Raw genomic sequence first — 23,895 nt, 5'->3', positions numbered from 1 at the left:
ATATCCATTGCGACTCAGAGATTCTAGTTTTTGCCTCTGTTCGGTATTCAGTAACACTTTATCTCTACGACCTTTCCCCATTAGCTTACCCCATTTTGTACCAACTTTATTGCACTATTTTAGCCTTGCCATGCCAGTAGTGGCATGGCAAGGCTAAAATGTTGCATTAAAAATCTCTGAAAAATTGAAGTTTAGACACATAATCGAATTTTTCTATTGCACTACTTTAGCCTTGACACGCCAGTAGGGTGCGTTATAGCGAAGCGCAACGCACCATTTATCTCGGTGCGTTACGGCAAAAATATAATTATCGCTTTACTTAGTCGCATCACGTCGTAACACACCCTACAAAATTAAAATTTACTTTATCAATAGTTTCTAAAAACATTAATTAAAAAATGATAAATATTTCTAATGAATCTCTCCGCTATACAGCCATTCAATTTTTAGAACAAAGTCCCCTCAAACGCCTGCAAACTCTGCAATCACTAGGTTTAGGTCGTTATGATTTTTTAACGAAAATGCGTCTCAATGAGGCAAATATAAATTGTATAATGCGGTTTTTTAAAAATCCCAATGAGCTAAAGTTTCCCAATTTAGTTGGGGCAGATTTATCTAATTTAGTTTTAGATGAAGTAAATTTTATCAGGGGAAATTTATCAAAAGCCAACCTACAAAATAGTAGTTTAGTAAATGCAGACTTGCTATTTGCCAATTTTACAAAAGCTGACTTAAGAAATGCAGATTTAAGAGGTGCAACTCTCAATGAGACTATTTGGTTAGATACTTTAGTAGAAGGATGTCAGTTTAGTATGGAAACTGGATTGACCGAACTACAACGTAAAGATTTACAACTGCGTAGTGCTAAATTTAACTCTTCAGTAGAAGATAACTAAAAAGTCGAAATTCTAAAATCAAGTGCTGTTTGTTAAGATGATCGCCAAAAGATAGCCTAAAAGGCTACCTGAAACTTCCGAGACTTTCATCTATATTGCGATGATATGGATTATGGTTCGACGACTTGTATGATTTTCTTCTCTTTTTGACTTTTAAAACATCTTTTAACTGATTAGCCTTGGCGAAAAGTCTTTGCCATTCATATAATGTGTTTTTTAGTGAGAGACTGCACCTGCAAACTTAAAAGTGAACTTAAATGAATAATAACTCCAATCGAAAAGTTAATCAAGATAACCAACTTGCTATCAGTCCGAACTTTTCTTCTTCATTAAAGAAAAAATACTTAATTACTATCCTAACTCTCGTAATATTAAGTCTTCTCAAGATTTCTCTCAAATCAGATAAAATCAATACTAATATTTGGAGTTTTTCTGTTGAATTGAAAGTTACATCAGTAACTTTAGCTCTTGTTTTTCTTCTTTGGCTTCCCGTTTTACTCCCCTGGTTTATTTCACTGTTTCCACAATTAAAAAGTTCTTTGAATTGGTTGCGTCAGCAAGGCATCGAAGAAGTTGAGACTAGCTTACTCAAAATTAAACTTAGATATGGTGTAGAAGAAGCATCAAAGAACTACGAAGAAAAAATTTGGAGCGCTGGCTCTACAAATCTAACTTCTGAAGAAATATATCAACAGGTCGAAAAACGCTATAGAGAGGCTATTACCTTAGTTAATGCTACAAGTGATATTGATTCAACAGAAGCACTGAAACGAATAGATCAATTAGGCAATTATTACGACAAAGTTAGAGACGAAATGCCTTCTGGAAAAGAGCGGACAAAATTAATGCGTGAAATTTCATCAGTGATGTGGGCTTTAATTCCTAAAACTGTAGATTTTCCTGTTCTAGCAAAACTAAACAGTGATAGAGGAGGAGAACGCTTATCTGCTTACAAATATATTGAGTGGCAAGCATCAACTGAATACGTAAATTTATTACTTTCCAGAGCAATAGGTATTTTAGAGACACCTTTCGGACAATATGCTGCTTTATTAGCAATAAGGCGAATAGTGGTTAGTAATAAGCTAGTTCCAACTCAAGCAAGAGAAATAAAAGATATTCTAAATTGGTCTGCAAATCTTGATTATATAGGAGGCGATCGTCAAAGATTGATGGTTGAAACTGTATTTACACTAGAAAATAAATAGATTTGGTAATACGGCTAACTAAACAGATATGATGTGGTTCATCCAACTCACGTTAAAATTATTGAATAGCAATTAAATTGTATAAGTTATGAGTAATTCAATTCAACTGCCTAAAAAATTAATGCTATTGGGTTCGGGAGAACTAGGCAAAGAATTTGTAATTGCTGCTCAACGCCTTGGTAATTATGTAATTGCCGTTGACCGCTATGCCAACGCTCCTGCTATGCAAGTAGCGGACTGTAATGAAGTTATTTCTATGCTGAGTGCTGATGATTTAGAAGCTGTAGTGAGGAAACATCAGCCTGATTTCATTGTACCAGAAATTGAAGCAATTAGAACAGAAAAACTGCTGGAATTTGAACAACGAGGCATTACTGTTATTCCAACTGCGGCGGCAACTAACTACACAATGAATCGCGACCGAATTAGGGAACTAGCACATCAAGAATTAGGCATCAGAACTGCTAAATATGGCTATGCATTAACCCTAGAAGAACTGATTGCTGTTTCTGATGAAATTGGCTTTCCCAATGTTGTGAAACCTGTGATGTCATCCTCTGGGAAAGGACAGTCTACAGTATCAGATAAAAGCGAAGTTGAGAAAGCTTGGAATTATGCGATCGCCAACTCTAGAGGTGACAGCCAAAAAGTTATAGTTGAAGAATTTATCAACTTTGAAATCGAGATAACTTTACTAACAATTAAACAATGGAATGCACCAACAATATTCTGTTCTCCCATCGGTCATCGCCAAGAACGAGGAGATTATCAAGAGTCTTGGCAACCAGCAGGTATTTCTGAAGAAAAGCTATTGCAAGCCCAAGAAATAGCCACAAAAGTCACCGATGCCTTAGGAGGAGCCGGAATTTTTGGCGTAGAATTTTTCATCACCGAAGATGAAGTGATATTTTCTGAACTTTCTCCTAGACCCCACGATACAGGTATGGTGACATTAATTTCACAAAATCTCAATGAATTTGAATTACATTTGCGAGCAATTTTAGGTTTACCCATTCCCCATATAGAACAGTTGGGTTCATCAGCCAGTGCCGTTATTTTAGCTTCTGAAAAATCAGATTCAATTACTTTTACAGGTATAGCCGCAGCATTGTCAGAAAAAGATGTAGACATCAGGCTATTTGGGAAACCCACAGCCTATCCTTATCGACGTATGGGAGTAGCTTTAGCAAAAGCTGCAAATATTCAAGAAGCGCGAGAAAAGGCTACAAAAGCAGCAAGTAAAATTCAAATCATTAGTTAGTTACCTCAAACTACTGCCGCTTAATCCCAGGAATCAAATAGATTAGATGTTCAAATGTGACTACAGCCAGCGTCGTCAGCAGCAGCCAACAAATAGGCTTTTCACTCTTTTGTTAAGAAATGCTAAAGCCTAGTCCTTGTGAAAGATGGTTGCGAACAACATCACCATCTAGTAATTCTGTGGGGTAATTTCGCCTTTTTAGTTCTTGGGCTACAGCACAAGCAATCGGTGTTGCATATTTGCGGGATGATTTAGCTACTACGCTCATCTCCCCCTGCCTCTTCTGCTGTGGCAGAAAAACTACCACAGCTAGCATACATTAAACGAGAATGCTTTTACCTCGTAGCACTATCAGGAGAATTAACCGTAGCAACTGGGTTAGGCTGATTCAGATAATCGTAGACAAGGTGAGAAACTTGACGAATAAAGTCTCTTCCCCTGACATCTTTATACGGACGTTTGACGAAGATAGCTGCCAGATAACGTTTGCCACTAGGCATAGTGACAAATCCTGCATCCCCGATGAGAAAACCGATATCTCCCGTTTTGTTGGCAATGACTGCACCTTTGCCTAAACCAGCTGGTAACAGTGTGTGAATGGTGGTGCGACGCAGAATATCCAAAGCCTGCTCTTTACTAGTTGAGGAAACAAGTTTGTCATTCACCAATAAAGCCAACACCCGCGCCATATCTTGCGAACTTGTAGTATTGGTTCCTCGGAGGTCGGCTAAAAGATGCCGAATTACCGTGTCTTTCAGTCCCCAACTACGAAAACGCTGATTGAGTCGCGCCGCACCGCCCAAGCGATCGATAATCATGTTGGTAGCTGTATTGTCACTGATAGTCACCATCTTGTTAATGGTTTCCAAAGCAGTGTACTTCTTGCCGACTCGCTGATACTGCATAACTCCAGAACCATTGGTTACTAAGTCACGCCGCATGGTCAGCATTTCATCAAGTGTGACTTTACCAGCATCTAAATCTTGAAAAAAAGCAATGAGAATTGGCAGTTTGATTGTACTCGCAGCGGGGAAGACGCGATCGCCCCCAATATCTAGATAATCCCCAGTATCCAAATCTAGGAAAAACATTCCTGTTTTGAGAAAACCGTACCGCGCCATCAAGGTTTTAATTTGAGGTTCCAGCACCTTCATTGATGAATGCATGGGAACCACACCAGCAAACAAATTGCTATCAGTAACTGTTGGTGTAGTACTTGATTGGTTCGTCGCAACTTCTGGCGTAATTGGTTGACTTATAGCCAATCGTATCGGTTGAGGTAACTGCAAAGACCAAGAGTTGGGTGATTGTTCTTGCAGCTTTACTTGTGCTGGATCAAAAGTATAACCGGGTGCGAGGGTAATTAGTATGCGCGTAGTATCTGCGTTCAATTGTTGTATGCGAACTTCTTTAGTTACTAACCCCACCTTTTGACTGACTTGTGGATATCCTAAATTAACTCCTGGTAAATCAATTACTAGACGAGTCGGGTTTGCAAGCAGTTGCACTTTGGGTTGAACATTTTCATCTGTGGTGAAGTTCAGATGATTGCGATTGCTATCAAAATGCCAATTGGCGATTGTAGCAGCTTTGACGCTAGAGCCAAGCAGAAAAACACTTAAAAAGCTGGAAAGCAGCCAGCTTGTTTTTGCAATGTTTACTTTCGGTGTAACTAACATTTAGTGACAAGTTTGTGTGTGAGGAGGTTTTAGCAACCAACAAAAACGTTCACTAATAAAACATAATATTGACGATTTGTCAAAATTATGCACTAGTGACTGAGAAAAGCGATCGCTTGCAGTATTAATTTAATAAGTATATTTGCTTTCCACCCAATTTTTCTATGATACTCTACGCAAATATGCACAAAGGGCGGTAAATCAGTCCAACCATATCTTTACACAACTAAGAATACCTATGAAAGTTTGTAATCTCCGGCAAGCAACCGTATGGAGATTTTGTCTAGTTGCTTTGACCGCTAGTGTTACCCTTTGCAGTTGTACGCCAGAAAAAAGAGCAATGCTGCGATTAACTGCGGAGAATTTTCGAGACCAAGCAGTTGATGCGATTACATCAGTTAAAAAAATCTATGAACTGAACGAGCCACTTATAGATACCAAAACATCTAATGAGTTTGTGGTTGAACAATTATTAAACGATCCTAGTATTAATTTCAGAAGTCCTAGAGAAGTCAATAAAATTATCACTAGGGAAAATCAGCAACATATACAACCATCCGACTTAGATAAAGCTTTAGATGATTTAAAAGCGGAATATGATATATCTGTAGAGATATTTAATAAGCTAGAAACCATTGATTTTGGTAGTGCAAAGTTAGTAGAACGAACTGCTACACCAGCACGTTGTTTAACAGTAAAAATGCTACTCTTAGCTAAACAAATTCAAGAACATCCCCCAAAACCAAGCGATCCGCGCCGAGTGAACATCAGTTTTAAACTACAGCATCTCCGCGAACAGTATAGAAGTTTAAACGTTTCCTCACAACCAGAAGCAGAATCAATTAAGAATCAAGTTGCGGAACAAGTAAATGAGTGGCTAAAAGTTAATGCTACTGAACAACAAGTTATAAACGAGTCTATATCTAAGCTTCTGACAGCAGCTGACACTGGACAAAAACTCTCAAAACTTATAGATGAATATCCTCATCTGAAGTTTGAAGTTATTGCTACTAGAGTTACTCAAATTATTGGGATAACTTCTAGGTTTACTGGTAGAGACTACAGTGAAATAGCAACTAAGATTAATATTATTGAAAAATCAATCAATGAAGATTCAACATTGAATAAATTTCTCAAAGAAACATCTTTTGGCAATAGACAAACACAGTTACAAAATCCTCGATGTCAATAAAATAGTCAAGGTAATTAATTATGACTAATGCTCGCAAACTCGGTGATTTACAAAGTAATAACATTTTAGATATTTTTGCAGCTATTATTTCTCAATTACAAGCAATCCCTAGTAATCAAATCAACTCGCAACAGTTGAGCAACACAGAAGAAAAATTACAGGAGATTCTATCTCAGCTACAATTTGAACTGCTCAACGCCCAAGAGCAAAAAAACTGGGAGCAAGTGAACCAGTTGAGTTTGGTGGTTGCCGAATGCAAGAATACTCTCAATAGTGTCAGAGCTTCAATATTTAGGGTAAATATCATTGGCATCAATCAACAAAATCTAGCTGAGTTACAGAAAATCTCACAGGACATCGATACCGCACGTAAAACTCAGCTAAAGATAGATTTTGCTATCCATTTACTCGGTTTTTTACGTAAGTTATTCCTGAAATAAGCTGTTAAGTAGCTGAGCGAAATTAAATATTTACTAAAGTCCCAAATCAACAGCAATGCGATGGGCACAAGCAAAGCCGGAAAATGCCACCGCGTTCAAACCCTGCCCTGGAAAAGTACTATCTCCTACACAATAAAGTCCTGAAATAGCTGTGCGATTAAATGGCATTTTCAATAACCCCCGCAACTTGCGCCGGGGAATTGGCCCATAGGTGCCATCCTCTCGCCCTAAAAAGCGGCGATGGGTGCGGGGTGTCCCCACCTCCAAATAATCCAAGCCAGCATCTAAACCAGGAAAAATCTTTTCTAGTCGGTCAATGATTTGCCAAGCTACCTCTTCTTTCTTCGCCTCATACTCATTCGCAGATAATCCCTGCCAATCATCAATCCAGTGAGGTGTAAAGGCATGAATGATATGATAGCCCACAGGCGCTAAATCTGGGTCGAGTAACGTGGGAATCGAAACAAAAATTGTGCCTGTCGGTGCTGCCATTTTCTGCCAATCTTCTAGAACTATATGATGGCACTCTGTCCCAGTCAGCAACACCGACTCTTTCACCCCCATGTGCAAACTCAAAAAACTTGGTGATTTTTCATAAGATTGTTGCCATTTTTTCTCATTACTGGGTATTTTCTCTACAGGTAGTAATTTATGAAAAGTATCCCAACGTGTAGCATTAGAAACTATGCGTTTACCTCGATAGACTTGACCATTAGCTAGTTGCACGCCTACAGCTCGTCCTCGTTCTGTGATAATTTTCGTGACTCTGGCTTGGTAATGAATCTTACCTCCAGCCTTTTCTAAACCCTCTACCAATTTTTGAGCAATTTGTCCTACCCCGCCTTTGGGATAGTTAACTCCCCCATAATGCCTGTCAGAAAAGACCATTCCAGCATTAATCATTGGTGTCATGTCAGCGGTCACCACCGACCAGCAATAACACTCCATATCGATAAATTTCAACAACAGGGGATCTTTGATGTAGCGCCTTGCGACATCTCCAACATTTTGGGGCAGATACTTAACTAAACCGAGACATGCCAAAGGATGCTGGAAAAATACTCGCATGAGATACCGAGGTTCTTCTAACGACAGCAAATCCATGCTATTGAGGCAATTGAACACCTTGAAGCATTCGTCATAAAAGCGACGAATCCCTTGTTCTTCATGGCGAAAATAAGCAATAAGATTTTGCAAAAAATTATCATAAATCCGGTCAACTTTGATGTCTAATCCGTTGGGCAGATGATAATGAATCTGTACGGGATCGACAATTGTTTGTTGACTGACGTTTACAGCATCAAGGGCGCGAGTGAGTAAGTTGGTGGTGCCATTCTGTCCCAAACCAAAAATCATTGACGCTCCAACATCAAATCGATAGCCTTGACGTTCAAAGTAGCCAGCACTACCACCTGGAATTAAATAACGTTCTAGTACCAGCACTCTAGCGCCCTTCGCTGCTAGCTGAGTTGCTGTCACCAAGCCACCAATACCAGAACCAATAACAATTACATCAATATCTTGCATTTTTGTCAGTTGTCTGTACAGACGCGATTAATCGCGTCTGTACAATAGTCAGTTGTCAGTTGTTTATTTTCCCTCGACCAATGACCAATAACAAAAAAAGAGGGACGAGCCTGCTACCGCTGGCTAATCCCGTCTGCCGATCCTTAAAGAGAGGAGAACACTGACTAATAATATAACTTTGATTGAGAATAGCTGTCAACTATTAATGAAAAATATTTTCAATAAAAATGAGGTGTTGATTTTAGCTGTCAGCAGTACGCAGGAAAGAGTATTATTATCTTTCAGTTCTAGTACAATAAATAGTGCTTATTTCTGGCTATGATGCCACAACTGCGTGTTTACGTTCCACCCCATCCCCTAATCAAGCACTGGTTGGCAGTTGCCCGCGATGCTGCTACACCTTCAGTATTATTTCGTAGTGCAATGACTGAGTTGGGGCGATGGCTAACTTACGAAGCTGCACGAGAATGGTTGCCGACTTTAGAGATAACAGTGCAGAGTCCTCTGGATTCCTGTCCGGCAACTTTGATTAATCCAGAGATACCTGTGGCGGTTGTACCGATTTTACGAGCAGGCTTAGGATTGCTAGAGGGAGCGCAAACTCTGTTGCCTTTGGCTTCGATTTACCATCTTGGCTTGGTGCGAGATGAAGAGACGCTAGAACCTGCATGTTACTTGAACAAATTGCCAGAGAAATTTGACCCCCAAACACGGGTATTAATTACCGATCCGATGTTAGCAACGGGAGGTTCGATAATGGCTGCAATGGCAGAATTGACACAGCGGGGTATCGATCCAAGCTTGACGCGAATTGTTTGTGTGGTTGCGGCTCCCCCAGCATTACAGAAATTGAATGCCACGTATCCTGGTTTGATAGTTTACACAGCTACTATTGATGAAACAGTCAATAGTAAAGGATATATTGTACCGGGATTGGGAGATGCAGGCGATCGCACCTTTGGGACTTAAGCTAGTATGCAGCTAGGGAAGGAAAATAGCTGAACTACATGATGTAAAAAATTGCAAAGTTTCTTCAAGGCGGTAAACTTATGAGTCAGCGTGATGGTTTTGCCAGTGGTTTTTTAGCAGGAGCGTTTGTCGGTGGCGTAGTTGGTGGTATTCTAGGATCTGTGCTAGCTTCTCGACGCGATCCGCAATTGACTGCTGAAGAGGAGACAGAACTGAATAACAGCACAACAAGCCCGAAGAAAGTATCAGCAAAACGTCGTCAGATGATAGCCCCAGATAGTGATGGCATAGAAATGGAAACGGCGCGGCGATCGCTAGAAGATAAAATTGCCCAGCTCAATGCCACAATTGATGAAGTGCGAAAGCATCTGGGTAATGTCAATGGCGGCTCATCCCAGTCTACTAGCGATCGTTCCCTTACTAAAGACTCTTAGTGCTAGAAGGCAGAAGGTGAGCCACTGCGGTAGACGGGTTCCCCGGCATAAAGGAGACAGTGCCGTGGGCGAGTTTCCCGACTTGAGGCAACTGTCGTCAAGTGGCGTTAACGCAGCGTTAGCGACGTTAGGAGCGTCACCCGTTTGCTCAAGCGCGTTCCCGCAGGGTAAGGCAGGGGTAGGGCAGGAAAGCAGATGGGCAGAGGAGAGATAACTCTTGTACAGACGCGATTAATCACGTCTCTACTCAGCACTTTATGGTTATTTTTGCCACGCTGCCTGAGGTATTTTATATTTAGCGAAGATGCCAATGGTGGTTAATACGGCAATAATCTGCCAACACCGTGGCGTAGACTAAATTAAAATCAATGATAAGACCCCTTTTAACACTTAGTAGGAAACCCCACTATCCATGAATTTACTGATTACTACGCTTGCTACGTTCTTAACCATCTATAGCTACTTGCTAATTATTCGGGTTTTGTTGACCTGGTTCCCCAATATCAATTGGTATAACCAACCATTTACCGCTTTGAGCCAGATAACAGACCCTTATCTGAATCTTTTCCGCTCAATTATCCCCCCCTTGGGCGGTATGGATTTTTCCCCTATCCTAGCCTTCTTGGTGCTGACTTTAGCTGGTGACTTTCTCAGAAGTTTAACAGCCTTGCCATTTGTACAAGGATTTTAATTACTACTTCAATAGAGATTTTTGTAGAGACGTTAATTTCAAAGCGTCTCTACAGTCTTTAATTGCTCTAAATATTGGGTTAACCTAAATAGACAACTCACTTACGGACTTGTCCGCTAAATCCTGCGGCTTTAAACTGCTTCAGCTTCAAAGGTAACGGCTGATTCGCAGGTACAGAAATTCTCAATTCAAAATCACTGATTCCTGGCGGGACTTCGGCAATAGAACCGAGACGGGTGCGATTTTGCATAACCGAGTCGTTGTTGGCATCATAAATACGCCCAAAGATATCTGCGTCATAGACTGTTTTAGAGGTGCCATTTTCCGCCTTGCCAGTGACAATAAAGCAATTGGCAGCCGCACTACCACTACTGATGACAGCCCCTTGCGCCAGTTCTGGCGGACAATCCTTATAGGTAACATCAAATAGTTTAATCTGTGTCAGCGCTACAGCAGGAGGAGTAAATACCCACGATAGAAACGCGATTAGGCAGGAAATAAAGACAACCGTGAGTGAGCGCAACCGCATAAAAGACCCCGTAACTTAATCCAACAGTATGCAACTTGTAAACTCAGCTTACCTGAATTTCACTACTAAAGGACTTGTAGCTCAAAAAATATCCCATTGATGGCTGATGACTGATGACGGATGACTGGGAATAGTCAACAACTTGAAGCGGTTATTTTTATTTCTTAGAGTTGCCTTAGGGTAGACGCACTGGCGGCGCACCACCCGCCACAAACGAAATAAACACTTTTGCATCCTCTACACCCCTACACCCGTTTTTCTTGAGACATTGGAGAGTTCAATTTAACTTTTGTAATAATTAATGAAATAACCCTTAATTGCTATTAACTTATGACTCCAGATGAGATTGAAGCAGCATTGGAAGCAGCTTTTAATAATTGTGATGCAGCCAGCTGTCCTCTCACTGATACGCAGAAACAGATATTACTGCAAGTGGTTGAGCAAATTCAGGGAAACTCTAAATCAAGCTTGGTAGATATTACCAATCCCTTAGACGAACTGTCCGCAGAAGAGTTGGAGATATTTTTACAGTTCGTCAGGACAGAGGAACAACAAAATCGCACATGGAAAGTACAGTTACTTAACGACTGGTTGCATGATATTGACTCCGGAAAAGTACAATTTATCCGCCAAAGCTACGGTTTGCAATGGTTAAATCGTGTCGAATCATATCATTTTAATAAGTATTCTTACTTTGAGGATGCACTGAAACTGAGAGTAGGCGATCGCATTGAAGTTTCCAATGCACTGTGGGAATGGGTACAAGAAGACGGCCCTTGTACGCGGGAATGGTTTCCTTGCATGGTTCTTCAGGTTGATGAAATTAGCGATGGCGATGACTCTTCAACCAATTGTCTTGTCCGCTTCTACAATGGCGGTGAGTATGAAATTCAAGGTATCTACGAATGGAATCGCTACAATTGGCGCTGGCCGAAATAATTCGTAATTCGTAATTCGTAATTCGTAATTCGTAATTCGTAATTCGTAATTCGTAATTAAAATTAGTGGCTGGATAACGCCCAAGCTAAGAATCTTTCGGTATGATATAAGGCTAATTGATTGCTTACACCACTGAAAACGGCATCAAAGGCGTGTTCTGCCCAAGGAATTTCTAGAAAAACTGCTGTGTTACCAGACTGATGCAAACGTTTGTACATCTGTCTGCCAAATCGGGCTTCTACCAAATGATCGCGACTGCCGTAAACTAGTAAAGTTGGTGGTAAAGGGCGCGTCAAGTAAGCGATCGGTGAAGCAATTTGATACTGATTGGGTAATTCTTCGAGAGAACCACCTATAAATGCTTTTAAAACAGCGCGGACGTTTATGGGATCGGGACGTGGTGGTTCTTTGTATCCTTCAGGTAAATTAACAGGGCCGTAATAGCTCACCACAGCACGAATAGGTGGTGCATCTGGTTGATAAGCTGCTAGCATTGCCAAATGTGCGCCGGCAGAACGTCCAAAAAGTACCATGCGTTCTGGATCTGCTTCATACTCCGCTGCATGTTTACGAACAAAATCAAGGGCGGTACGCACATCATCTAACTGAGCCGGAAACCGATATTGAGGCGCGTGTCGATAGTCAATGGCAAAGACTGTATATCCTTGATTAGCTATGTATTGATTAAACTCAGGATCGGCGCTAGGATTGCCTCTTTGCCAAGCTCCACCATAAATTACTACTACTGCTGGATATTTTCCCACCTCTTGAGGTTGGTAAACTTCCATTGTTAAAGGCACTCCCGCAGGCGTAGCAAAGACAATATCTGTTTGATGACGCGTTTTGGCTAATGGAATACCTCGAAAAGCATTAACTAAGTCAAAGGGATGGGTTTGCATCTTAGCGCTGACTTGAACTGGAACTCCCTCTAGATAGTCTGCTCCCAACCCTTGTTTCATTGCTTTTGCCATCTGTATTTGTGTTGGTGCTATATTCACCAGTACCCACCCACAAGTTAGCAATCCTATTAAACTGACAATGCAGGCTAGGCGCTGTAGTTGATAGTGATGAATGCAGACAAAAGACAGCAATAAAGAGAACAAATTTAATAAAAATAATCCAGGACTGATTTCTGGCGCTCCCACTCCTAGCTTGAGTAACAACATATTAGGAGCAGGAAGAATAATCCAAGAACTGAGAAATAAACTTACAAAACTCAGTAATAATGCCAGCCACGATAAAAATATTTTGGGTTCGGCGAACATAGATGAAACAGCAGTAACAACGACTCGAAAGAAGTACAATCTATCCGCCAATGCTGCGAGTTGCAATAGTTAAATTACGTCGAGTCATATTACTGGCTTTGAGGATGCACTAAAGCTGAGATTAGGCGATCGCATTCAAGTTTTCAATACCCTGTGCGCGGGAATGGTTTGCCTGTATGGTTTTTCAGGTTGATGAAATTAGCGATCGCGATCGTTCCTCTACCAATTGCCTTTCTTTATGCTACCAACCTCTATCGTTTTCAATTTTAAGATTGGGTAATCGTTCTACTGGGCTAAGGTCGGTAACGTCTGTATCTCCTAGAACTAATTCCGTAAGATTAGGAAGGTTTGCAAGCGGACTTAGATCATGTACAGGCGTATGCATGATTCTTGAACTTCCTGATAATGGGTGTTTGATCTTACCTAGAGAAAGGCTACGAAGATTGTGGAGCCGAGCAAGGGGATTTAGGTCAGTTAAACTTGTTTCTGCTATGCTTAAGTGAACAAGATGGGTAAAGCTAGAAAGGATACTGAAGTCACTGATTTGATTCGATACCAGGACTAAGTTTGTGAGATGATGCAGAGAAGCAAGTGGACTGAGATCGTTCACTTGTGTTCCTTCCAGTCTCAGTTCTAAAAGGTTTATAAGGTTTGCAAGTGGACTTAGATCGCTAAGAGAATTCCAGCCTCCAGTTGATGAACAATTTTCAAAATATATTCCTCCTATGCTGAGTGAAGTGAGTTTGGTTAGATTAGATAGTGGACTTAAGTCACTGATGTCTTCATTAAGACTTAAGTTAACAAGATTGGTCAGGTTAGATATCAGGCTGAGATCCCTAAGTTTTGTTCCACTAATACCTAAAGTATTGAGATTAGATAGTTTAGCTAGCGAACCAAAGTTCAAAGGAACCTCTTCATTATTATGAATAATGACTAACTTGACTAGATTAGTAAGGTTTGTCAATGGTTTAAGTTCACCAACACTCGTAAAAAATAAAAAGAGGCTAGAGAGATTAGGCTGGATAGTTAGCGCGCTGAGGTCATTAATTGCCCCGCTTAATTCTAAAACAGTTAGTTTGGGGAGAGCAGCTAGTGAGCTAATGTCTGTATTTTTTAAACTTAAGTTCAGGTGCGTAAGGTTAGGGAGAGCAGCTAATGAGCTAAAGTCTGTGACTACCTCTACATCCAAAGACAAATAAGTAAGGTTAGGGAGAGTCGGAAGTAAACTCAGGTCTATGGCTACTTTTTTATTTAAGAATAAATGGGTAAGGTTAGGGAGAGTTGGAAGTAAACTCAGGTCTATGGCTACTTTTTCACCTAAGAATAAACGGGTAAGTTTGGGGAGAGTGGCAAATGGACTAAAGTCAAAGACTATATCATTTGCACTATAAATAGCCAACTCAGTGAGGTTAGTGAAGTTCCTGAGAGGACTGAGGTCTTGTATAGTTAGGTTGGCTATAACTATATCAGTGACATGGCTGAGGTACTCAAATCCATCCCATGACACCAAAATTCGGACATAGACTTTGGTAGTGTAAGATAATACTTTACTAGCATACGTTCTACGATCAAAAGCATCCCACGCTTCACCTAATTCCCTGCTTAGGTCATAACGACTATCTTTTGCATAATCAGCCAAAATTTCCATAGCAGCAGAAGTACCAATCTTGGCTAACGCCTCCACACACCTAGCAGTTTCCCACCAAGAATAGTTTGGGTTTGGAGCAAGCAAAGGTGCGATCGCATCCCCAGCCCTGGCAACCATTGTCACCTCGTCATCATCTTTGGGAGGTAACAAAGCCTCAGCTTGTTTAAGCACTTCAGCACGTATCTGAGGATCGACTTCTACAGTTGTTTCCAAACATGCCACCGCCAGCAAATGCAAATAATGGCGATTATCTGGCGTTTCATTACCCATTTTGAGCAGCCTTTCGAGCAGTTCTTTACGCTCTCTGGGGCGACCTAGACCCGCAGCAACAATAATTGCTTCCCGCCATTGGTCGTTTTGGGCATTTTGTAGTAGTACATTAACACTATCTTCATTCAGTGCTGCCTGTGCTGCAAGAAACTCTTGAAAGGTGCGGTGTGCAAAATCAATTTTCCCAACAGCTGGTTCCCGCAAAAGTGCTGCTCTTTCCACAAATAGAGCGCGTATCTGTTTCCCAGTCACTTCCTTGGGAAGGTTCATCCCTGGTAGGCGACGGGTGAAGTGGTCATCAACTCGGTCTATTTCAACGTCAGAAAAATTATTTTGCATCATCCAATAAGCAAAGGATTGGATTAAAGCCATTTTCTGACTGTCGGACAGACCACGTGGGTAAGACTCGTCAAGGTCAAGTTTAATTTTGCGTCCGCGATCGCGGCTGTTCAACAGCATATCAATGCACTCTTGGTAAAGCTTGATACGTTCTGTAGGCAGATTTTCACCACGGTCTCGATACAGCGCACAAATCATCGCACATAACAATGGTGTGGTTGCCAGTCGCCGCAACTCAGGACGTTGACGCAATAGACGTTTTAGGTCGGTTGTCTTACTCTGTAAATTAATCTGTCCATCTTCTGGACGACAAGCAGCTGCTAGAGCCTCATGCCACTGAGTAATAAACTGCTCGATATCAGTAGGACTCATCGGCTGTAGTGATAGATTGAGAAATTCTGCTTGCTCTGTCCAATTTTCCCAATCCTGCCACTTTTCTCCTTGACCATCTTTTAGCCCAGCGGGACGTGATGTGACAACATAACGTGCATAGGGAAAATCTGCTACTAAGCGAGTAAGAGCATCAAAAAAATCTTGACGCTGGTTTCGTGGTAGTTCATCCACCCCATCAATCAATACCAAGGCGTATCCGGCTTCAAGGCATTGATGTACCCACCCTTTGGGCATCGTATCAGCAATGTTACGAGCAATGAGTTTTGGAAACTCTTCTGGTGTGGGGAAACCTTTATCTACCAGAGACCTTAGCCGGATAAAAAATGGTATAAGTCGATTCCAAGACTCTAAAGCAGTTGGAAAATCTTGCTTGGCAGCACGCACAGCTAGCCACTGGAGAAGTGTACTTTTACCAGCACCAGCTCCACCCCGAATTACTATTCGTCGGCAGTTAGCGAGGGTTTCGTCTACTGGAGATGTGCGTAAACTGGTGATTTTATCGTGCTGTTGAGCGTGAACTGCTATTTCTTCCGTTAGCTTTCTACTGATAATTTCTGCCTCTTGATTTTGCTCCTCTCGCCTGTGCGGTATTGCTGACAAAGTAACGTAGGCTTTGCTAAGGCTTTGTCGAGCAGTTAGGGTATCCATTCGCGGCAAACCAAACATCTCCATTCGATCTAGTTCGCGGATGATGACATCTCGATATCTTCTCTCAAACTCATTTTTGTTTCGTTGAGACTGTTCTTGTGATGTCTGGAGATATTTAATAATCTCTTCCAGCCGCTGTAAACTCTCTGTAGTTGCAGCAAGTGTAAAATCTTTCAATTGTGGTGCTACTTCGATGATGCCTCTGCTTACTTCTTCTAATATCCGCTCATATAGAGCAGTTTCATTGCGGTTAAAGTGTTTGCAAGCCTCTGGATAACCATTGCGAAGGTTTACAGTTAAGGATTTTACATCCAGACTAAAACTCATCAGTAACTCACTCGTTACCTCAGCCCGATGCAATGTTTCTGCAATTTCAAATTGAACTGCCGTGCGGCTGTCTTGGCTGATGCTTACAGCTTCTAGGTCGAAAATGAACTGCATCTTTTCTACTATCTGCTTGGCAATTCTTTCAATACTTCTTTGTGTCTTTTCTTGGTCGCTAGCGTTAGAAATAAAATTTTTAAGCTTGTCTACTATATTTTCTTCAACCGCCTTCTCTAATGAGCGATTTTTCAGGTAAGTAGAAATTATTATCTTTGCTATTGCAGGGCAGAGAATGGAAAGAAGCGATCGCACAACAGGCATGAGTATTATTACAAAATATTATTTAATTTTTAATGTAATTTATACGCCTCGGAGTTCAACGTTTTTCGCCATAACTTAAGGATAAATTAAGCAATACGATGTGTTACTTATTGCTGAGCAACGGTATAGCACCAACATGCAGTGAAGGTTGGACAAGGTTCGCTGTCCAGCTACCATTAACTTTGTTGGATCAAAGGATTGGGAACTGGGGACTAGGGAATAGTTAAGAACTGTTGCCTAATCAAGAAAGTCGAATTTAATAAGCAATTGGGCATATTGCTTGCTAAATCTACCGAAATGAGAAAGCAATATGCCTTTTTGCTTGCGGAAAACACCAAAATCAGAAAGCGATCGCAGCTTTTGATTAAGCAATATGTCTTTTTGCTTGCGGAAAACACCAAAATTAGAAAGCGATCGGGCAAAATGAGAAAGCAATATGCTCGATCGCTTACTCTTTTCAGTAGAACGCGCACTCATTTCACTAGATTATGTAAATAAAAAGGGCGATCGCTTACTCATTTCAGTAGATTTTGCAAGCAAAAAGGGCGATCGCTTAGTTATTCTAAGCCCAAGTGATTTTGCAAAGCTTGGCGCATTACGTCTACAGGGACACTTTCTCGTTGTAACCAGATTTTTAAGGCTGCTACTCCTTGTTGGACTAACATTTCTAAGCCATCAATGGCGATAGCCCCTTGTTTTTGGGCATGTTGAAGAAATTGTGTCGGTTTAGGAATATATATTAAATCGTAGGCGATCGCACCTGGCGGTAAATTCTTGAGCTCCTCTGCACTCAATGGCGAGTCATCCACATTGGGATACATTCCGATTGGGGTTGTGTTTACCAGCAGGTTTGCTTGGGGAATCAATTTTGCTAGTTCATCCCATGTACCGACTTGCAAATTCTCTTCCATAGGTGAATTACTCCAACTATCGCAAAATGCTTGTAATTTCTGCACATTGCGCCCCAACACATAAATTTTGGCAAAACCCAATTGGTGACAACCTGCGACAACAGCCCTCGCTGCACCACCATTGCCTAAAATTACCGCTACCTTCTGACTCCAATCTTGCTGATATGTTGTTTGTAGAGGAGCGATAAATCCTTCTATATCTGTATTTGTCCCTACCCATTTATGATTTTGGCGGCTAACAGTATTAACTGCACCTATAGCTTGGGCAATGGGAGTAATTTCTGACAGTAAAGGCATAATTGCCTGCTTATGAGGAATCGTCACACTAAAGCCGACAACCCCAACAGCGGCAAAACCTGCGATCGCAACTTTTAAATTGTCTGGTTCTATAGGAAAGGGAAGATAAACATAATCTAATCCCAATTGAGCGATCGCTGCATTATGCATCACCGGCGACAGCGAATGTTCCACCGGATGTCCAATAACCCCTAATAGTTTAGTCTTACCTGTAATCAATACTTTAGTCATTTGTCATTAGTCATTAGTAGAGACGCGATTAATCGCGTCTGTTGTCAGAAGGCAATAGGCAATAGGCAGAAGTAGTTGTAATTTCTTCCTTGTCTCCCTCATCCCCTCATCCCCACGTCCTCGGCTCTCCTGCCTCTCTGCTCTACAATTATTAAAGGCTCCTTAACATTTCTTTGAATCATGCAGGCAACTACAGCCCCCTCTACAACTCCAATTCCTGGAAAATATTGGCAGTGGCGAGGGCACAACGTTTACTATGTGCGTGCGGGAGAGAAACAACCGCAACGTCCACCCTTGCTTTTAGTACACGGGTTTGGTGCTTCCACAGACCACTGGCGCAAGAATATCACAGGACTGTATCAAGATTTTGAAGTATTTGCGATCGACCTTTTAGGATTTGGGCGATCGGCAAAACCTAAATTGCAGTATGGTGGAGACTTGTGGCGCGACCAACTTCATGATTTTATCAGTGAAGTGATTGGTCAAAAAGCAGTATTAGCAGGTAACTCTCTTGGTGGTTATGCTTGCTTGTGTGTTGCTGCACAACGTCCTGACAGTGCAGCTGGTTTAGTTTTACTCAATAGCGCTGGCCCTTTTAGCCAAAGCCAGCATACAGCTGAACCTGAAGCTTTACAAACACAAATTCAGCCCCCCAAACAACCTTCTCCTTTAGAAAATCTACTGGGTGATTCACTCAAGTGGATTTTGCAACAACCTTTAGCCCAGTTTCTGTTATTTCAATATGTGCGACAACGTTGGGTAATTCGTCAAACTCTAGAGAAAGTTTATCTTGACAAGAGTGCAATTACTGAGCAATTAGTAGAAGAAATTTATCGCCCTGCTTACGATCCCGGTGCTTTGGATGTGTTTGTTTCAGTCTTTAGTACTCCTCAAGGGGAAAAAGTTGATGTGCTATTAAAGCAATTAACTTGCTCTCTATTATTGTTGTGGGGCGAAGCCGATCCTTGGATGAATGCTAGAGAACGTTCCCAAAAGTTTCGGCAATATTATCCTGAACTTACAGAACATTTTCTCAGGGCAGGTCATTGTCCTCATGATGAAGTACCACAACATATAAATCCACTTTTACGCGACTGGATTTTATCTATTTCGCAGTAAGATAAAATTTGCTATCTGTTCAAGTAATGGTAAGGAAACATGCTTCCTTACCATTATTTTATTTAAGAATGTATGATTTAACTTCTTGCTCTATTTGTTCGCTAATAATCTCAGTTCCCATACCCGGACGATCGAGATTAACCCTGATAAAATTTGTCTTGTCTGCTTCTGTAAACTTTTTATCATTATTTGAGTCTTTGATAATTTTGAGAAAAATCGCATTTTGACTCGGAATCACAACCCACTTTATGACTTGGCTATTGTTTGGCGTAATTTGTTGGAGATTCTTGCCTGATAAATCAGAAAGATAGCCAACAATGGCATCTTCTGAGTTGAGTTTTTTATCTGCGTTTGTATCTTGGTCAAGAATTCTATATAACCAAAATCTTGTTTGCGGTTTAGTTGCTGCTTTGGATTCTAATAAATCAAAAGAATTTATAATGGCTTTTTTATTTAATAAAAGATGCGTTTCTCCATCTTGCTTATGATAAAACATGATGTTATACAAGGGATTTTCTCTTTTATAAGAGCGCGAATAATCCAAATTAATTCCTTTATCTCTATCCGGCTCTGTAATATTAACTGGAATCATCAGGTAATCTGATTGTTCTTTAATGATTAACTCACCGTAGACAACATTTGGTTGTGTCTTCTGCTGGTCGGCAGCTTTTACCTGCTCTGTTTTTCTGGTAGGGATCGATTCACAAGAAAAACAAAGAGTAGCTACGATCATAGCTGTAGATATTTTGCTCAAACATCTATAATTATTCATTAAATTCTCCCAGCAGAGTATAGGGTATATTGCTGTCCTATTTTATTCGCTGCTGAAAAATTAGCCAGAGTCAAACCCTTTGGGGAATTACAAATTACAAATATAAGACCCCATAAGTAAAACCAGGGGCTGAAAAATTGGCGTTGCTGAATAAAAGTATGAAATTCAAAAAATAGTATCTTAAAACTTTTATTCTCTACGTCTCTGCGTGACGGACACTTTCATGCAGAGGGCAGAAACGAAGAGGGTTTGAGTTAAGTTTACTTTTTGTTACATAATTCTCTTGGGAGCATCCCACTTTTTTGCATGTCATTGCGAGCGTTCGCGCAGCGTCTCCGACAGGAGAAGCGAAGCAATCGCCAAATCCTTCAACTACGAGCGAGTCCATGCGATTGCTACTCTGCGAGAAGGCTCTGCCTACGTCATTCCTCGTCTCTATGAGACGCTACACGAACACAATGACAGCTATTCTCTCATTAAAAAATAAAAACTGGGATGTACCCGTTCTGTTTATTTATGCCTTTTGACTTCTCATTGCTAATGAGAAAAACCACTATATAACTTAAAAACCTGGTGCAGATTGACCAGGTTTTTAAAATTCACAGGTTTCAAATTGTTAAACTTGCTAAATTAACTGAGGAATTCAACAACTAAGGTGGACATAACAACTAGCAAACTCAGCATTTATTGTTTTTCCGCTTTGGGATTTGGCTTTGCCTTGTAATTTTGGCTTTTACCACTTCATCATTGATATGCTGAAACTTGCTTGGGCTATTGACGGGAGACACCTAGTCATTTGCCCATTTAGTTTGGTTTTGCTTTGTCTGGTGTCTTATTGACTAAGTTAACACTCACATGATAGGGAACATCCACTTGTTTACCAAAGTTGATGTTTTGTTGTATTTTGCAATCTATATGCGAATTTTTTGTAAAATACCAAAATCTAGATTTCTAAGCCTCTTGCAAACATAGTTTGGAGGACAGTCGAGAGATGAATATGCCTAGCTAATCTGTATTGCGATCGCTAGCGTTATATTGTCAAAAAAATTAGCTACATTGCGTTCATTTACGGTCTAAACATAGCCAAATAAAAGTATAACTAATCGCATAGACTTGGCTCTATGTACGGTAAAAACAATTCAATCAAAATCCTATAAGCAATACATGACAGATGTTTCAAGGTTAAAAGAAATTGTCAAGGCTAATTTGTAGCTTTTTGCCAACAATGTCGTTTCTACCTAAACTAGAAAGGCTACATCCAACCAAATCCTAATAACCTAAAGATTGACACAAAAAATAATTTGGAGAATTGTCACACAGAAGTTGAGCCAATAAAGAATGACTATAGACGAAGTCGTATTGCTACTAAAAGCCAGCCAAGTAAATGGTTTGACGACTCTCCAAGAGATGATATTGCGCTCTGCGTGGGAGGGAAAAACTTATACAAGTGTGGCGGTTGAAGCACACTACGGTGAAGAACGTGTCAGGAAAGTTGCTGCTAATTTATGGCAATTACTGAGCAATTTTTGGCAGGAACCAATTCATAAATCCAACTTTCGCTCTTTTTTAGAACCTCGGCCTCTCAGCAAAGTGCATCAACAGTTAATTAAGGAATTTAATCAGGTAGCCACTGCCATATCTTTAGAACTTCCCTGTGGTCCTGTGTCTCTTAGCTCCAGATTCTACATTTCTCGGCCACCAGCTGAGGAACTTGCTTACGCAGAAATAGCTAAACCTGGGAGTGTCATCTGTATCAAAGCTAGTAAAAGGATGGGGAAAAGCTCCTTGATTCTCAGGCTACTCGCACATGCTGCCGATCAAAGTTTTTGCACCGTAAATTTAGACTTTCGACAAGCAGACAAAGCAGTCTTTGCTAGCTTGGATAAATTTTTGCGTTGGTTGTGTGCCAATGTCAGTCGGGAGTTACAGCTAGAACCAAAACTCGATGATTATTGGAATCAGGATATAGGTAGCAAAGTCAGCTGCTCTATCTATTTCCAGAATTATTTACTGCCTGCTTTAGCAAATCCGCTTGTTTTGGTATTGAACGAAGTCGATTGGGTGTTTGAGTATTCGGAAATAGCTGGGGAATTTCTGCTATTAGTGCGTTCTTGGTACGAGCAAGCTAAACGCGTGGAGATTTTGCAAAAACTCCGCCTTGTCCTTGTTTTCTCGAAGGAAATTTTTGTTCCCTTAAAATTGACTCAATCCCCATTTCATATCGGTTTAGCAATTAACTTACCGCCATTCACAACAGAGCAAGTGCAGGAATTGGCACAACGTCACGGACTTGATTGGACAGATAGTAAGAAGGCTTTGAGTTTGATGGCAATGGTAGGGGGACATCCTTACTTAGTACGACTAGCTTTGTATCATCTTGTGGGTAAGGGTGGGTTAGAAGGGGATCTACATCAGCTATTACAACAAGCACTAACAACAGCAGGAATTTATCAAGAGTATTTAAGTCAGTATGTATTAGCACTCCAAGAGCAGCCAGAATTGGGAGATGCTTTCTATGAGGTGATTACTGCTAAAGACCCTGTGAAATTAGAGCTAGCCATAGCATATAGATTACAGAGTATGGGACTAGTTAACCTGGAAGGCGATCGCGCTTATCCGGCATGTGAGTTGTATCGTTTGTATTTTCGGGATCGACTCAACAACACTGAGAATTTTAGACATGTTCGCATTGAAGAGTTAGCAAAAGAAAATCAATTGTTGCGTGACCTTTATAGCTTAGATGAACTGACTCAATTAGCTAATCGCCGCTACTTTCACATCTACCTACAAGCAGAGTGGCAAAGATTGGTTCGTGAGAATGCCATGCATACACAAATCTCCGAGAAGCTTCACTTTGATAGTTTATGCGATCGCACTCCTTTATCATTGATTTTATGCAACATTGACTATTTTAAAATTTATAACAAAATATATAGTTATGACGCAGGAGATGATTGTTTGCGACAAATTGCCAACACTATTATTAACTGCGTGAAGCATCCTGGTAATAACAACTTTACTTACCAAGCTCATAGTAAATATTCTCGAAATGAATTCAGTTCGGTGTTGGTAGCTCGTTACAGTGGTGAAGAATTTGCTGTTCTCATCCAGATAGATGCCGCTGCTGCTGTGTCTCTTGCCGAACACATTCGAGAGCAAGTCAAAGCCTTGTTAATTAAGTGTGAGTATCCTGGAATCGATGGACTTCCGGCTAATGTTTTAACTGTCAGTTTAGGTGTTGCTAGTATAATTCCCAATGCAGAAAATGAATTAAATACTCTGATAAGTGCCGCTGAGCAAGCACTCTACCAAGCAAAAAGAAAAGGGCGCGATCGCGTTGTTTTCAGCTAGCCTGTAGAGGCGATCGCATTTCTCGAAATTAGCATAGCGATCGCCTTTCATCCCTGTCAGTATCTACATTCACTTGTGCATAGGTTTATCTGCCAGGGCTGAATTAAGAGGTAAGTAGCTGGACAAAAATATTTACTGTCATTGCGAACAAAGTGAAGCAATCCCAAACCCTTGCGATTGCTTCGTTTCACTTCGTTGCACTCGCAATGACATTGTGTAATTAATTCTGTCCGATTACTTA

Annotated in this window: 22 protein-coding genes; 12 read left to right on the top strand and 10 right to left on the bottom strand. The window is 40.8% G+C overall.

Going from position 1 to position 23,895, the window contains the following annotated elements:
* Positions 1 to 398: 398 nt before the first annotated feature.
* The 3 genes from RMY31_RS18815 to purT all read left to right on the top strand — a co-directional run bounded on the left by RMY31_RS18815 (position 399) and on the right by purT (position 3,365).
* Positions 399 to 896 (top strand): pentapeptide repeat-containing protein, encoded by a 498-nt coding sequence (locus RMY31_RS18815; protein WP_322666120.1) that lies wholly within the window; start codon positions 399 to 401, stop codon positions 894 to 896.
* A 257-nt stretch (positions 897 to 1,153) separates the two neighbouring features.
* Positions 1,154 to 2,104 carry a hypothetical protein gene (locus RMY31_RS18810; protein WP_322666122.1) on the top strand — a complete coding sequence of 317 codons (951 nt, stop codon included), beginning with the start codon at positions 1,154 to 1,156 and terminating at the stop codon, positions 2,102 to 2,104.
* A gap of 88 nt (positions 2,105 to 2,192) precedes the next feature.
* Positions 2,193 to 3,365, top strand: a complete 1,173-nt coding sequence (gene purT, locus RMY31_RS18805) for a formate-dependent phosphoribosylglycinamide formyltransferase (RefSeq protein ID WP_322666124.1) — start codon at positions 2,193 to 2,195, stop codon at positions 3,363 to 3,365.
* A gap of 112 nt (positions 3,366 to 3,477) precedes the next feature.
* Here the strand turns inward: purT and RMY31_RS18800 are convergent, their stop codons facing one another.
* A complete protein-coding gene (locus tag RMY31_RS18800) occupies positions 3,478 to 3,633 on the bottom strand; it encodes an adenylyl-sulfate kinase (protein WP_322666126.1) in 156 nt (51 codons plus the stop codon).
* Between the two features lie 67 nt (positions 3,634 to 3,700).
* Positions 3,701 to 5,044 (bottom strand): serine hydrolase, encoded by a 1,344-nt coding sequence (locus RMY31_RS18795; protein ID WP_322666127.1) that lies wholly within the window; start codon positions 5,042 to 5,044, stop codon positions 3,701 to 3,703.
* A gap of 238 nt (positions 5,045 to 5,282) precedes the next feature.
* Between RMY31_RS18795 and RMY31_RS18790 the strand changes: the two genes are divergently transcribed.
* Both RMY31_RS18790 and RMY31_RS18785 read left to right on the top strand, forming a co-directional pair.
* On the top strand, positions 5,283 to 6,236 hold the full coding sequence (locus tag RMY31_RS18790) for a hypothetical protein (protein WP_322666129.1): 954 nt from the start codon (positions 5,283 to 5,285) through the stop codon (positions 6,234 to 6,236).
* Between the two features lie 20 nt (positions 6,237 to 6,256).
* A complete protein-coding gene (locus RMY31_RS18785) occupies positions 6,257 to 6,676 on the top strand; it encodes a hypothetical protein (protein ID WP_322666131.1) in 420 nt (139 codons plus the stop codon).
* A 33-nt stretch (positions 6,677 to 6,709) separates the two neighbouring features.
* Here RMY31_RS18785 and crtH read toward each other — a convergent pair whose 3' ends face one another.
* Entirely contained in the window at positions 6,710 to 8,224 is a 1,515-nt protein-coding gene (crtH, locus tag RMY31_RS18780) for a carotenoid isomerase (RefSeq protein ID WP_322666161.1), read from the bottom strand.
* Positions 8,225 to 8,521: 297 nt separating this feature from the next.
* Here crtH and upp point away from each other — a divergent pair, with 297 nt between their 5' ends.
* The 4 genes from upp to RMY31_RS18760 all read left to right on the top strand — a co-directional run bounded on the left by upp (position 8,522) and on the right by RMY31_RS18760 (position 10,297).
* The gene (gene upp / locus RMY31_RS18775) at positions 8,522 to 9,172 is read left to right on the top strand and encodes a uracil phosphoribosyltransferase (RefSeq protein ID WP_322666133.1); all 651 of its coding nucleotides are present in this window, start codon (positions 8,522 to 8,524) and stop codon (positions 9,170 to 9,172) included.
* 80 nt (positions 9,173 to 9,252) lie between these two features.
* Positions 9,253 to 9,606 (top strand): hypothetical protein, encoded by a 354-nt coding sequence (locus tag RMY31_RS18770; RefSeq protein ID WP_322666135.1) that lies wholly within the window; start codon positions 9,253 to 9,255, stop codon positions 9,604 to 9,606.
* Positions 9,554 to 9,820, top strand: coding sequence for a hypothetical protein (locus RMY31_RS18765; protein WP_409878077.1), 267 nt, complete (start codon positions 9,554 to 9,556; stop codon positions 9,818 to 9,820). The genes RMY31_RS18770 and RMY31_RS18765 overlap by 53 nt, the downstream gene beginning before the upstream one ends.
* A 198-nt stretch (positions 9,821 to 10,018) precedes the next feature.
* Complete coding sequence (locus tag RMY31_RS18760; RefSeq protein WP_322666139.1) at positions 10,019 to 10,297, top strand: YggT family protein; 279 nt, start codon at positions 10,019 to 10,021, stop codon at positions 10,295 to 10,297.
* A 97-nt stretch (positions 10,298 to 10,394) separates the two neighbouring features.
* Here the strand turns inward: RMY31_RS18760 and RMY31_RS18755 are convergent, their stop codons facing one another.
* Together RMY31_RS18755 and RMY31_RS18750 are read right to left on the bottom strand one after the other, a co-directional pair.
* Positions 10,395 to 10,826, bottom strand: a complete 432-nt coding sequence (locus tag RMY31_RS18755) for a biotin carboxylase (protein WP_322666141.1) — start codon at positions 10,824 to 10,826, stop codon at positions 10,395 to 10,397.
* Positions 10,827 to 10,907: 81 nt separating this feature from the next.
* Positions 10,908 to 11,060, bottom strand: coding sequence for a hypothetical protein (locus RMY31_RS18750; protein WP_322666143.1), 153 nt, complete (start codon positions 11,058 to 11,060; stop codon positions 10,908 to 10,910).
* 96 nt (positions 11,061 to 11,156) lie between these two features.
* Here RMY31_RS18750 and RMY31_RS18745 point away from each other — a divergent pair, with 96 nt between their 5' ends.
* A complete protein-coding gene (locus tag RMY31_RS18745; protein ID WP_322666145.1) occupies positions 11,157 to 11,765 on the top strand; it encodes a hypothetical protein in 609 nt (202 codons plus the stop codon).
* A gap of 62 nt (positions 11,766 to 11,827) precedes the next feature.
* Here RMY31_RS18745 and RMY31_RS18740 read toward each other — a convergent pair whose 3' ends face one another.
* The 4 genes from RMY31_RS18740 to RMY31_RS18725 form a co-directional block, all read right to left on the bottom strand.
* Positions 11,828 to 13,030, bottom strand: coding sequence for an alpha/beta hydrolase (locus tag RMY31_RS18740; RefSeq protein WP_322666147.1), 1,203 nt, complete (start codon positions 13,028 to 13,030; stop codon positions 11,828 to 11,830).
* Between the two features lie 241 nt (positions 13,031 to 13,271).
* Positions 13,272 to 16,973: an NACHT domain-containing protein gene (locus RMY31_RS18735; protein WP_322666149.1), complete on the bottom strand. Its 3,702-nt coding sequence runs from the start codon at positions 16,971 to 16,973 to the stop codon at positions 13,272 to 13,274.
* 237 nt (positions 16,974 to 17,210) lie between these two features.
* Positions 17,211 to 17,450, bottom strand: a complete 240-nt coding sequence (locus RMY31_RS18730) for a hypothetical protein (RefSeq protein WP_322666151.1) — start codon at positions 17,448 to 17,450, stop codon at positions 17,211 to 17,213.
* A gap of 80 nt (positions 17,451 to 17,530) precedes the next feature.
* A complete protein-coding gene (locus tag RMY31_RS18725; RefSeq protein WP_322666153.1) occupies positions 17,531 to 18,412 on the bottom strand; it encodes a shikimate dehydrogenase in 882 nt (293 codons plus the stop codon).
* Between the two features lie 180 nt (positions 18,413 to 18,592).
* Here RMY31_RS18725 and RMY31_RS18720 point away from each other — a divergent pair, with 180 nt between their 5' ends.
* The gene (locus RMY31_RS18720) at positions 18,593 to 19,531 is read left to right on the top strand and encodes an alpha/beta fold hydrolase (RefSeq protein WP_322666155.1); all 939 of its coding nucleotides are present in this window, start codon (positions 18,593 to 18,595) and stop codon (positions 19,529 to 19,531) included.
* 58 nt (positions 19,532 to 19,589) lie between these two features.
* Here RMY31_RS18720 and RMY31_RS18715 read toward each other — a convergent pair whose 3' ends face one another.
* Positions 19,590 to 20,303 (bottom strand): hypothetical protein, encoded by a 714-nt coding sequence (locus RMY31_RS18715; RefSeq protein WP_322666157.1) that lies wholly within the window; start codon positions 20,301 to 20,303, stop codon positions 19,590 to 19,592.
* Between the two features lie 1,338 nt (positions 20,304 to 21,641).
* Between RMY31_RS18715 and RMY31_RS18710 the strand changes: the two genes are divergently transcribed.
* Positions 21,642 to 23,654, top strand: coding sequence for an AAA-like domain-containing protein (locus RMY31_RS18710; RefSeq protein ID WP_322666159.1), 2,013 nt, complete (start codon positions 21,642 to 21,644; stop codon positions 23,652 to 23,654).
* The last annotated feature ends 241 nt before the right edge of the window (positions 23,655 to 23,895 follow it).

The organism is Dendronalium sp. ChiSLP03b (genome assembly GCF_034531165.2).
Taxonomy (GTDB): Bacteria; Cyanobacteriota; Cyanobacteriia; order Cyanobacteriales; family Nostocaceae; genus Dendronalium; species Dendronalium minutum.
Note: the sequence above shows the minus strand (reverse complement) of the source record. Positions and strands in the feature narration are given on the sequence as shown.

Coding starts and splice junctions, on each gene's coding strand:
- upp (WP_322666133.1), top strand. CDS start 8,522: ATGATGCCACAACTGCGTGTTTACGTTCCACCCCATCCCCTAATCAAG.
- RMY31_RS18790 (WP_322666129.1), top strand. CDS start 5,283: ATGAAAGTTTGTAATCTCCGGCAAGCAACCGTATGGAGATTTTGTCTA.
- RMY31_RS18730 (WP_322666151.1), bottom strand. CDS start 17,450: ATGAGTGCGCGTTCTACTGAAAAGAGTAAGCGATCGAGCATATTGCTT.
- RMY31_RS18795 (WP_322666127.1), bottom strand. CDS start 5,044: ATGTTAGTTACACCGAAAGTAAACATTGCAAAAACAAGCTGGCTGCTT.
- RMY31_RS18760 (WP_322666139.1), top strand. CDS start 10,019: ATGAATTTACTGATTACTACGCTTGCTACGTTCTTAACCATCTATAGC.
- RMY31_RS18815 (WP_322666120.1), top strand. CDS start 399: ATGATAAATATTTCTAATGAATCTCTCCGCTATACAGCCATTCAATTT.
- RMY31_RS18810 (WP_322666122.1), top strand. CDS start 1,154: ATGAATAATAACTCCAATCGAAAAGTTAATCAAGATAACCAACTTGCT.
- RMY31_RS18755 (WP_322666141.1), bottom strand. CDS start 10,826: ATGCGGTTGCGCTCACTCACGGTTGTCTTTATTTCCTGCCTAATCGCG.
- RMY31_RS18715 (WP_322666157.1), bottom strand. CDS start 20,303: ATGAATAATTATAGATGTTTGAGCAAAATATCTACAGCTATGATCGTA.
- RMY31_RS18740 (WP_322666147.1), bottom strand. CDS start 13,030: ATGTTCGCCGAACCCAAAATATTTTTATCGTGGCTGGCATTATTACTG.
- RMY31_RS18785 (WP_322666131.1), top strand. CDS start 6,257: ATGACTAATGCTCGCAAACTCGGTGATTTACAAAGTAATAACATTTTA.
- RMY31_RS18725 (WP_322666153.1), bottom strand. CDS start 18,412: ATGACTAAAGTATTGATTACAGGTAAGACTAAACTATTAGGGGTTATT.
- RMY31_RS18745 (WP_322666145.1), top strand. CDS start 11,157: ATGACTCCAGATGAGATTGAAGCAGCATTGGAAGCAGCTTTTAATAAT.
- RMY31_RS18720 (WP_322666155.1), top strand. CDS start 18,593: ATGCAGGCAACTACAGCCCCCTCTACAACTCCAATTCCTGGAAAATAT.
- RMY31_RS18710 (WP_322666159.1), top strand. CDS start 21,642: ATGACTATAGACGAAGTCGTATTGCTACTAAAAGCCAGCCAAGTAAAT.
- RMY31_RS18770 (WP_322666135.1), top strand. CDS start 9,253: ATGAGTCAGCGTGATGGTTTTGCCAGTGGTTTTTTAGCAGGAGCGTTT.
- purT (WP_322666124.1), top strand. CDS start 2,193: ATGAGTAATTCAATTCAACTGCCTAAAAAATTAATGCTATTGGGTTCG.
- RMY31_RS18765 (WP_409878077.1), top strand. CDS start 9,554: ATGGCGGCTCATCCCAGTCTACTAGCGATCGTTCCCTTACTAAAGACT.
- RMY31_RS18735 (WP_322666149.1), bottom strand. CDS start 16,973: ATGCCTGTTGTGCGATCGCTTCTTTCCATTCTCTGCCCTGCAATAGCA.
- RMY31_RS18800 (WP_322666126.1), bottom strand. CDS start 3,633: ATGAGCGTAGTAGCTAAATCATCCCGCAAATATGCAACACCGATTGCT.
- RMY31_RS18750 (WP_322666143.1), bottom strand. CDS start 11,060: ATGCAAAAGTGTTTATTTCGTTTGTGGCGGGTGGTGCGCCGCCAGTGC.